This is a genomic window from Archangium sp., assembly GCF_036388035.1.
GTDB lineage: Bacteria > Myxococcota > Myxococcia > Myxococcales > Myxococcaceae > Archangium.
Window position 1 is genome coordinate 1 of the sequence record NZ_DASVSO010000994.1, and the last position, 9000, is coordinate 9000.

The window sequence follows — 9000 nt, forward strand, 5'->3', positions numbered from 1 at the left end:
AGCCCAGGTCCACCAGCGCCCGCGCCATCTCCACCGCGTCCTCCAGCGTGCGCGCCCCGTCATCCACCCCCGGCAGCAGGTGGCAGTGCAGGTCGCACAGCCCGCTCACGCGTCGCCGTCCGTGCGCTCGGGATGCTGCCCCGCCGGGAGCTCATCCTCCTGCTCGTCCGCCTGCCGATCCGGCACGCGGTACTCCTCCCCCAGCCAGCGCCCCAGGTCCACCATCCGGCAGCGCTTGGAGCAGAAGGGATACGCCGGGTTCTCGGCACGCGGGGCGACCGGCTTCCGGCAGGTGGCGCACTCTCGGACAGTCGTGGACACGCCGTACTCATAAGCCTTGACGCTCGCTCGGGCCAGCGCGTTTACAGTCCCCGCGTGTCCTCTCCCCCTGACGAAGAACACTCGTTGCTGCGCAGCGACCGGCTCTCGCGGGACTTCGTCTCCGTGGGCGCCGGGGACACCGTGGCCCAGGCGCTGGAGAAGACGCGCGCCGCCCCCGGCAGCAATGAGATCTTCTACTGCTACGCCGTCGACCCCGACGGCCGGCTGGTGGGCGTGGTGCCCATCCGCAAGCTCATCCGCGCCGCCCCCGAGGAGCGCATCTCCTCCATCATGTTCACCCGCGTGGTGAAGCTCCCCGCGGACGCGCCGGACTCGCTGGTGGAGGACTTCTTCGTCACCTACCGCTTCCTCGCCTTCCCCGTGGTGGACGCCCAGGACCGCATCCTCGGCGTGGTGGAGGTGAGCAACTTCGTCGACACCTTCTCCGACACCCTCTTCGACGAGGTGGAGGGCCGCGTGCGCGGCGAGGTGTACCGCTTCGTCGGCCTCCCCCAGGACGAGATGAAGGAGACGCGCCCGCTCCTCATGGCCCTGCGGCGCTTCCCCTGGCTGCTCGTCAACATCGGCGGCGGCTTCCTCGCGGCCACCGTGTCCCGGCTCTTCGAGCAGACCGTGGAGCGGCTCGTCGTGGTGGCCGCCTTCATCCCCATGGTGCTCGTCCTCTCCGAGAGCCTCGGGGTGCAGACCACCGCCGTCTCCTCCTCCATGCTCGCCGAGCAGCGCGTGGACAAGCTCCACGTGCGCCGCGAGGTGATCGGCACCAGCCTCGCCGGGATGATGGCCGCCATCGTGGTGGCCCTGCTCGGGCGCATCTACGCCGCCAACTTCGCCTTCCCCATCGTCCTCTTCATCGCCATCACCCTGTCCACCTCGCTCGCCGCCTGCCTCGGCGCGGTGCTGCCCTTCCTCTTCCACCGCTTCCGCGTGGACCCCCACATGGCCTCGGCGCCCCTGGTGCTCGCCATCTCCGACAACATCACCCTCTTCACCTACTTCACCCTCGTCACGCACCTCGTCGTCTAGGGCGCGCCCTGCCTCGTGCTTCACTGTCCCGGTTCAATCCCCCCGAGGTGCCCTCCATGCAGGTCCTCCGCATCACCCGTCCTGGCGGCCCCGAGGTGCTCGAGCTCGAGGAGCGTCCCGCCCCGGCTCCCGGCCCGTGGGAGCTCCTCGTGCGCGTGCGCGCCACCGCCCTCAACCGCGCCGACCTCCTCCAGCTTCGCGGCGGCTACCCCGCGCCTCCGGGTGCCCCCGCGGATGTGCCCGGCCTCGAGTACGCCGGGGAAGTGGTGGCCACCGGCTCGCTCGTGCGCCGGTTCAAGGTGGGGGACCGGGTGATGGGACTGGTGGGCGGAGGGGCCTTCGCCGAACAGCTCACCACCCACGAGCGCGAGGCCCTCCCCATGCCGGAGGGCCTCGACTTCCCCCAGGCCGCCGCGCTCCCCGAGGCGTACCTCACCGCCTTCGACGCGCTCGTCCTCCAGGGCGGGCTGCGCCTGGGCGAGTCCGTCCTCATCCATGCCGTGGCCAGTGGCGTGGGCTCCGCCGCCGCGCAGCTCTGCCGCGCCATGGGGGCCCGGGTCTTCGGGACGGGACGCAACGCGCAGAAGCTCTCCCGCGCCTCCGCCTGGGGCGTGGAGAAGACGCTGCTGTGTGACGCCTCGCCTCCGCGCTTCGCCGAGGCCGTCCGGGAGGCCACCGGGGGACGCGGCGTGGACCTCACGCTGGACCTCGTGGGCGGCGACTACCTCCCGGAGACGCTGCGCGCCATGGCTCCCCAGGGGCGCGTGCTGCTCGTGGGCCTGGTGGCCGGCTCGCAGGTGCAGGCGGACCTGAGCGTCATCCTCACCCGACGGCTGCGCATCACCGGCACCGTGCTCCGCAGCCGGCCCCCCGAGGAGAAGATGGCCCTCACCCAGGCCGCCGAGCGGAGTCTGCTGCCCCTGTTCCAGTCCGGGGCGCTCGCGCCGGTGGTGGATGCCGTGTACCCCATGCGCGAGGCCCGCGAGGCGCTCACCCGGATGGCGAAGAACGAGTCGGTGGGCAAGCTCGTCCTGCGCTGGGAGTGAGTCAGGGCGCCGCCGCGGGCTCCGGACAGTAGTCGGGCGCGTTCAGCTCGGTGATGCGCCCCTCCTTGCGCGGAGCGATGCCCTCGGGCTCCTTCCCGAGCCCCTCCCGGAGGAGGTCCTCGAGGTCGCGCCCGCAGGTGAGCGGGTACTTCTTCCGCCCCTCGCTCTCCAGCTTCTTCATGATGCGCTCGAGCGTCATGAGGACGTACGTCTTGTCCTCCTCGAGGGGAGAGAAGCCGCCGCGCACGTCGCCCACCTCCACCGAGGTGACGCGCCTGTTCGGGGCCCGCTCGCGCGTGAAGGTGAACCGCAATCCCGACACCTGGAGGAAGCGGCCTTCCCCGGGGTTGCCCGAGACGGAGTACTCCAGCAGCTTCTGGATGTCCGAGCCCCGGACCTCCGCGCGGCACACGGGGGCCTTGAAGCCCAGGGTCCGCTCCAGGAACTCGCCGCTCAACACCCCGTCCACCCGATCATCGAGCCGGATCAGTCCCCCGTTCACCGCCGCGAGGGTGTCCTGGGCGGGCGCGGTCGGGCCGGCCTCGGCGCGCATCAGGTCGGTCAGGTAGTTGCCGAGGTTCGTCTCCATGTTGCGGATGCACTGCTCACGGGCTTCGAGTGGAACCCGGGCCTTGCCAATGACCTCGCTGTAACCGGGGAGCTTCTCCTCCAGCTCCTTCAGGCTCGGCGCCCAGACGTTCGCGTCGTAGCGGGCGCTCGTCTCGTAGGCCTCCGTCAGGGAGAGCATCTCCGCGCGCAGGGCGGGAGCCCCGGTCCCGTCCCGGCCGAACACGAGGCGCCAGACGCGGACCGCGTTGGCGTCCCCCTTCGTCACCAGCGCCGAGGGCTGGCTGTACATGCACGTGTGGTCGTGCCCCCCCGCGAGCCACAGCAGCTTCGGGTGGCGCTCCCGCAGCTTCCGGGCCAGGGGCACGTCGTCCGTCATCCGCAGGTGGGTGATGCCGATGAGCAGCTCCGCCCCGCGCCGCTCCAGCTCCGCGATGCGCTCCTCGGCGCTCGCGCGGTACCCGTCGGGCGTCCGCGCGTAGGCCCTGCCCGTCAGCCCTTCCTCGAGGGTGAGGGCGAAGATGCCCACCTTCATTCCCCCCATCTGCAAGAGCGCGTCCCGGGCGACCCTGCCCGAGACGCCCGAGGCGGCACCCGTGAGCTCCAGGTTGGAGGCGATCCACCGGAACTCCGACCTTCCGAGCGCCTCCACCAGCGGACCCGCCTCCTCCTTCTCGAACTCGTGGTTGCCGGGGACCACGAGCAACTCCCCGCGCGTCGACGCCTCGCCTCCCTTCAGCTCGCGATCCAGGAAGTTGAGCGCGTCCACCATCATCCGACCCCCGAAGAGATCGCTCTCCACGGACGGGAAGAGGAAGTCCCCCGCGTGCACGAGGAAGACGGGCTGGCCCTCCGAGCGCGTCCTCTCCACCAGGGCCGCCACCCGGCTCAACCCTCCGGCCCGGCCGCCGCGCACCGGGCCGATCCGGTAGATGTCGTTGAGCTGGATGACGGTGAACTCGGGGGTGAAGCCGGGCGGCGCGGGCAGCTCCAGGCTCCTGTCCGGACACAGGGAGATGTCCAGCCGGGAGAGTGCCGCCTGCGTCGCGCGCCCGCGGACGGACGCACAGCCCGTGGCGAGGAGCAGCGACAGCAGGAGTCCCGAGGTGAACCGGGTCAGACGCGGGCAGTGGCGCATGCGCGCCAGATTCTCAGGAGAGTGCCACGGCCGCTACCAGCTTGACCGGAAGTCCCGGCGAGCGGAGCCGGATGCGCGGGGGAAGGTCTCCGTCCGCGACCCTGACCCGCAGGAGGCGCTCGTGTGACTGCCTGCCCGCTGTTCCTGATGATAGCCAGTACCTATCAGCGTGATGAAAAGGTTATCTTGGATTTATCAGGCCTCGGTCCGCATTCTCTCTTCATGGGGGGTCGACGTGTGTGTGTCGGTCACCAGAAGAGGAGAGGCAAGACCATGGTTGCAGCGCTTGCTGGATTGGGCTCGGGTGCGATCCACGCCGTTTCTGGCCCGGATCATCTGCTGAGCCTGGCACCTCTCTCCGTCGGCATCGGCCGGAGGGCCTGGCGGGTCGGCCTGATGTGGGGATTGGGGCATGCCTTCGGAACCCTGCTCTGCGCGGCGGGCGTGGCGATGGCGGCCGCGGCCCTGGACCTCGATGTGCTGAGTACCTACGGAGACCGCCTGGCGGGCGTGGCACTGCTGGTGACCGGGGGGATGGGCCTGCGCCGTTGGCTGACCCACCGTGCTCCGAGCGATCAGACGACCCCGGCCGGGAGGCGGGCCACGACCCGGAACGTGCTCACCATCGGCTTCATCCACGGCATGACGGGCGCGGCAGCCGTTTTGATGCTGCTGCCCGCGGCGGTGGCCTCCTCCGCGACGTGGCGGGCCCTGTTCCTCGGTGGCTTCGCCTTCGGCAGCACCGTGGCCATGGCGGCGCTGACCGCGGCCCTGTCGGCCAGCTCCAACGCCATGCCCAAGCGCGAGGCGCTCATGCGCCACGTGCCCGGGGTGGCCTCGTTCGGCTCGGTGATGCTCGGAGGCTTCTGGGTACTGGCCTGAGCCGGCCTCACGCCCGCCCGCCTCCCCAGGGAGCCTCCAGGCGGGGCCCTGACGGGGGCTTCCCCAGGGAGGGAGACCGGGGGGACCGGGGAAATGGTTTCCGTGCAGAGGATCGTTGCTTAGCGCACCCGGACCCTTATCCTCCGCCGCCACCATGCCTGCTGCCTTCGACCCTAGCGCCGCCGCGGCCCCCGGCTCCGGCATCTTCGGCCTTCCCCACTCCGCCGAGGAGGCCCACGTCGTCCTCATCCCCGTACCCTTCGAGGCCACCACCAGCTACGGAGGTGGCACTTCCGAGGGCCCCACCTCCGTGCTCGAGGCCAGCCGGCAGGTCGACCTCTTCGACGTCGAGACCGGCCGCCCCTATGAGCGCGGCATCGCCCTGCTGCCCGAGCCCGAGCAGTGGCGCGCCTGGAACACCCGCGCCAAGGAGCGCGCCGTCCCCATCGTCGAGGCCGGTGGCATCGACCACGCCAACGCCGAGCTCCAGGCCGCCTCCGCCGAGGTCAACCAGCTGTGCGAGCAGCTCCACGAGGCCGTCTACCGCACCGCCAAGGAGTGGCTCGCCAAGGGCAAGCGCGTGGGCGCCATCGGCGGGGACCACTCCATCTCCTTCGGCATCATCCGCGCCCACGCCGAGAAGTACCCCGGCCTCGGCGTGCTCCACCTGGATGCCCACGCGGACCTGCGCAATGCCTACGAGGGCTTCACCTGGTCCCACGCCTCCATCATGCACAACGTGGCCGAGCGGATTCCAGGCGTGAAGTCGCTCGTCCAGGTGGCCATCCGCGACATGAGCGAGGACGAGCACCGCTACATCGAGGCCTCCGGCGGCCGCGTCCGCGCCTTCTTCGACTCGGACATCAACCACAAGCGCTTCGACGGCATCCCCTGGAATCGTCAGGTGGATGAGATGGTCAAGGGCCTGCCCCAGCACGTCTACCTGTCCTTCGACATCGACGGGCTGGATCCCGTGCTCTGCCCTCACACCGGCACGCCCGTCCCCGGCGGGCTGTCCTTCCCCGAGGCCGTCGCGCTCATGTCCGGCGTGGTCCGCTCCGGCCGCACCATCGTCGGGTTCGACCTCACCGAGGTCGCCCCGGATCCCGAGGGCGGCGAGTGGGATGGGAACGTCGGCGCCCGGCTGCTCTACAAGATGATCGGCTGGATGCTGAAGTCCGAGCGCAAGTAGAGCCCCTCAGCCCCGGGGGAGGACCACGCTGAACGTCGTGCCCTGCCCCCGCCTGGACTCCACCGAGAGCCCACCGCCATGCAGCCGCGCCAGCTCCGAGGCGATGAAGAGCCCCAGGCCACTGCCGGCCCCTCCCGCGCGGAAGGGCTCGAAGAGGTGCCGCAGCTCCTCGTCCGAGACGCCCGGGCCCTGGTCCTTCACCCGCACCGTCACCAGCGACGGCGTGGACTCCAGCTCCACCCGCACCTCGCCCCCATGCCGCTCGGCATGGCCCAGCAGCGCGTCCAGCGCCTGGCCCATCCGCGCCGGATCGAAGCGCAGCTCCACCCGCGAGTCCGGGGCCTCCAGCGTCCAGCGCACCTGGGGCCTGTCCTGCCTCCACGCCTCCAGCGTGTGGCGCAGGTGCACCCCCAGGTCCGCCATCACCGGCCGCAACATCACCGTGCGGGCCGCCAGTTGCGCCGCCTCCTGGAAGTCCCGAGACAGGGCCTCCATCGTCCGCAGCTGCGCCCCGAGCGTCTCCAGCGCCCCGCCGTCCGCCCGGCCCTCCGTCCTCAGCCGCTCCACCTGGGCGCGCGCCGTGGACAAGGGGCCCTCGAAACCCAGGGCCACCCAGGTGCCCAGGGCCTCCACCGCCGCCGAGCCCTCCAGGCCCTTCGACGGCGGGGCCTCCGCCAGCGCCTGGCGGATCAGCGACTCGAAGTCGGTGATCTCAAAGGGCTTGTGGAGGAAGGCGTGGGCCTCCGGCGCACCATGTGGGAGAACCGCGCTCAACAGGATGATGGGCACACGGCCGAGAACTTCGTCGCCCTTGAGCTTGCGACAGAGATCCAGACCGCTCAATCGCGGCATCATGTGGTCCGTGACCACCAGGTTCGGCCGGCGCGCACGCGCGAGGTTCCACGCCTCCTCGCCGTCACGCGCCTGGATCACATCGTGCCCCAGGTCCTCGACGACCTGGCTCAGCACTTCGAGCACCGCGGGCTCATCGTCCGCTACCAGGACGAGACTCATGGGTGCATTCCATTCAACCCGGTGCGGCGCGTCCAGGCCGGTCCTCGGGAATGTCGGAAATGCTGCGCGGTTCCCGACAATCAGGACGTCTCGCACCCGACATTGCAACCGTACACAGGGAGGACTTGACGTGAAGAAGCCAGTGAGCCGGTGGGGAGTGCTGCTCGTGGTCGCGCTCGCGTTCACCAGTGGAACCAGCGCCCGCGCCGATCAGGCCCGACGCCGCAATGAGATCGTGGAGGTGGTGCAGAAGGTCTCCCCCGCGGTCGTGTTCATCGGCACCGAGAGCGAGGCGGAGTCGCCCTTCCGGGGCCGGCGCTCGCCCATGGAGGAGTTCTTCGGCGCGCCCCCGCAGCGGCAGCGCCAGCAGGGCCTGGGCAGCGGCGTCATCGTGGATCCCAACGGCATCATCATCACCAACGACCACGTCATCCGCGGCGCCTCGGCCATCCACGTGGTGCTGGCCGACGGGCGCGAGCTGGAGGCCGACGTCATCGGCAGCGACGCCAACAACGACCTGGCCGTGCTCAAGGTCAGCTCCAAGCAGGCCCTGCCCGCCGCGAAGCTGGGCACCAGCTCGGACCTGATGATCGGCGAGACGGTGGTGGCCATCGGCAGCCCCTTCGGCCTGAGCAAGACGGTGACGTCGGGCGTGGTGAGCGCCACGGGCCGCACCTTCAAGGCCGACGGGCGCACCTACAACGACTTCATCCAGACGGACGCGGCCATCAACCCGGGCAACTCGGGCGGGCCGCTGCTCAACGTGGACGGGGACGTCATCGGCATCAACACCGCCATCTTCGCCAGCGCCCAGGGCATCGGCTTCGCCATCCCCGCCGACAAGGTGCGCCGGATCATGGACGAGCTCACCCGCTTCGGGAAGGTGCGCCCGGCCTGGGTGGGGATCGAGGCGCAGGACCTGTCGCCGCGTCTGGCCCGGCAGCTCGGATGGGACCGGACGTACGGCGCCGTCGTCAGCGACGTGGAGCCGGGCAGCCCCGCGGATCAGGCCGGCATCCGCCGCGGCGACGTGCTGGCCGAGATGGGCGGCTCGCGCATCTCCGACGCCGAGGACTACGTCACCCGCGCCCGAGGCTACCCCGCTCGCGCCGCCTTCCCGCTCATCGTCTTCCGCGAGGGCGGGCAGCGCACCCTCCAGGTGACGCCCGTGGAGTTCCCGCCCCAGCTCATCGAGGCCCTGACGTGGAACCGGCTGGGACTGCGGGTGAAGCCGGTGCGCGGCGCCATGTCCGTGCAGGCCGTGCGCCCCGGCTCGGTGGCCGACGAGGTGGGGCTGGAGCCCGGGGACCTGATCGCCCGGGTGAACAACCAGTCGGTCGCTGAGCCTGCCTCCTTCCAGGAGGCGCTCCTGAGCGCCCGGAGCGCCCGGAGCGTCCTGCTGCTGGTGCAGCGCGGGCGCTACAGGTACCACGTCACCCTGCCTTTCTAGGGACGGGGCTCTAGCGATCCTCCGGTCGGGGCCTCTAGCATGGGGTCCCAATGAGTCAGGTTCGCTATCAGCCCCTCGGCCCGCTGCTGGCGGGCGAGGGTTCCCGCGCCTTCCTCGGGCTCGCGCTCCCGGAGGGAGTCCCTCCCCGTCCGGTGGTGCTGGTGTGGGCCCCCCCCGAGGTCGCTCGGGATGAGGAGCTGTCCGCCGGGCTGCAGCGGGAGACGCAACGCGCCTCCATGCTGGAGCACCCCAACATCCTGCGCGTCCACGGACTGGTGCCCCTGGACGCCGGCCTCGCCCGCGTCACCGAGTTCGCCGATGGCGAGTCGCTGCGCCGGCTGCTGGA

9 protein-coding genes and 1 pseudogene are annotated in these 9000 nt (G+C 70.9%); 6 read left to right on the forward strand and 4 right to left on the reverse strand.

Annotation, left to right across the window (positions count from 1 at the left end; translation table 11 throughout):
• Both VF697_RS41105 and VF697_RS41110 read right to left on the reverse strand, forming a co-directional pair.
• Positions 1–109, reverse strand: a 109-nt coding sequence (locus tag VF697_RS41105) for a CpsB/CapC family capsule biosynthesis tyrosine phosphatase (RefSeq protein ID WP_331103927.1), incomplete at its 3' end; no start/stop codon positions are given.
• Positions 106–321 (reverse strand): DNA gyrase inhibitor YacG, encoded by a 216-nt coding sequence (locus VF697_RS41110; RefSeq protein ID WP_331103917.1) that lies wholly within the window; start codon positions 319–321, stop codon positions 106–108. The genes VF697_RS41105 and VF697_RS41110, both read right to left, overlap by 4 nt.
• Positions 322–405: 84 nt before the next feature.
• Here VF697_RS41110 and VF697_RS41115 point away from each other — a divergent pair, with 84 nt between their 5' ends.
• Entirely contained in the window at positions 406–1365 is a 960-nt protein-coding gene (locus VF697_RS41115; protein ID WP_331103919.1) for a magnesium transporter, read from the forward strand.
• 56 nt (positions 1366–1421) lie between these two features.
• The gene (locus tag VF697_RS41120) at positions 1422–2411 is read left to right on the forward strand and encodes an NAD(P)H-quinone oxidoreductase (protein ID WP_331103920.1); all 990 of its coding nucleotides are present in this window, start codon (positions 1422–1424) and stop codon (positions 2409–2411) included.
• Position 2412: 1 nt separating this feature from the next.
• On the opposite strand, the gene VF697_RS41125 is transcribed toward VF697_RS41120, so the two are convergent.
• Positions 2413–4116 carry a bifunctional metallophosphatase/5'-nucleotidase gene (locus tag VF697_RS41125; RefSeq protein WP_331103922.1) on the reverse strand — a complete coding sequence of 568 codons (1704 nt, stop codon included), beginning with the start codon at positions 4114–4116 and terminating at the stop codon, positions 2413–2415.
• A gap of 273 nt (positions 4117–4389) precedes the next feature.
• On the opposite strand from VF697_RS41125, the gene VF697_RS41130 reads away from it, so the two are divergent.
• Positions 4390–4998, forward strand: a complete 609-nt coding sequence (locus VF697_RS41130) for a hypothetical protein (RefSeq protein ID WP_331103923.1) — start codon at positions 4390–4392, stop codon at positions 4996–4998.
• Between the two features lie 154 nt (positions 4999–5152).
• Positions 5153–6190, forward strand: a complete 1038-nt coding sequence (locus VF697_RS41135) for an agmatinase family protein (RefSeq protein WP_331103924.1) — start codon at positions 5153–5155, stop codon at positions 6188–6190.
• Between the two features lie 6 nt (positions 6191–6196).
• Here the strand turns inward: VF697_RS41135 and VF697_RS41140 are convergent, their stop codons facing one another.
• On the reverse strand, positions 6197–7204 hold the full coding sequence (locus VF697_RS41140; protein WP_331103925.1) for an ATP-binding protein: 1008 nt from the start codon (positions 7202–7204) through the stop codon (positions 6197–6199).
• Between the two features lie 130 nt (positions 7205–7334).
• Here VF697_RS41140 and VF697_RS41145 point away from each other — a divergent pair, with 130 nt between their 5' ends.
• A complete protein-coding gene (locus VF697_RS41145) occupies positions 7335–8654 on the forward strand; it encodes a trypsin-like peptidase domain-containing protein (protein WP_331103926.1) in 1320 nt (439 codons plus the stop codon).
• A gap of 50 nt (positions 8655–8704) precedes the next feature.
• Positions 8705–9000: pseudogene (locus tag VF697_RS41150) on the forward strand (serine/threonine protein kinase); the annotation flags it as partial.